The 469-nt window shown below is 45.8% G+C and carries 1 protein-coding gene and 1 pseudogene; both read right to left on the bottom strand.

Features of this window, described 5'->3' with window-relative positions; translation table 11 throughout:
- Positions 1-146: pseudogene (locus tag ACTHUR_RS20005) on the bottom strand (prepilin peptidase); the annotation flags it as partial.
- Between the two features lies 1 nt (position 147).
- The coding region (locus ACTHUR_RS20010; RefSeq protein ID WP_440400540.1) for a type II secretion system F family protein at positions 148-469 on the bottom strand (322 nt) is incomplete at its 5' end.

The raw sequence follows: 469 nt of genomic DNA on the forward strand, positions 1-469 counted from the left end.
CATTCACGCTCCATCATTATCGGCGTGCGATAAATGACGACGTTCAGAAAGCTACCAATCAGTAATCCTAAAATAACGGCTAAAGGAATAGCGAATGGCGCAAGAACGGAGAGGGCGTCGATGGCAGAGTAAATACTATCAAGCATATCAACCTACGACATTACCCAAGTTAAACAACGGCAGATACATGGCAATCAGCAAAATACCGATGAGCGAACCCAATACCACCATGATAATAGGCTCCATCAAGTGAGACAATCGGGAGACGGAGTTGTCTACTTCATCTTCGTAGAATTCGGCTGCTTTGTTCAGCATATCATCCAAAGAGCCTGACTCTTCGCCGATGGCCGCCATTTGGATTACCATATTGGGGAACATATCCGTGCTTTGCATACTGGATGTCAGCGACAGACCTTGTGTTACCTTGGCACGGATGTCTTGAGTAGCTTCTTCATAGAGAATATTGCCG

It is taken from the genome of Neisseria sp. P0021.S007 (assembly GCF_051956855.1).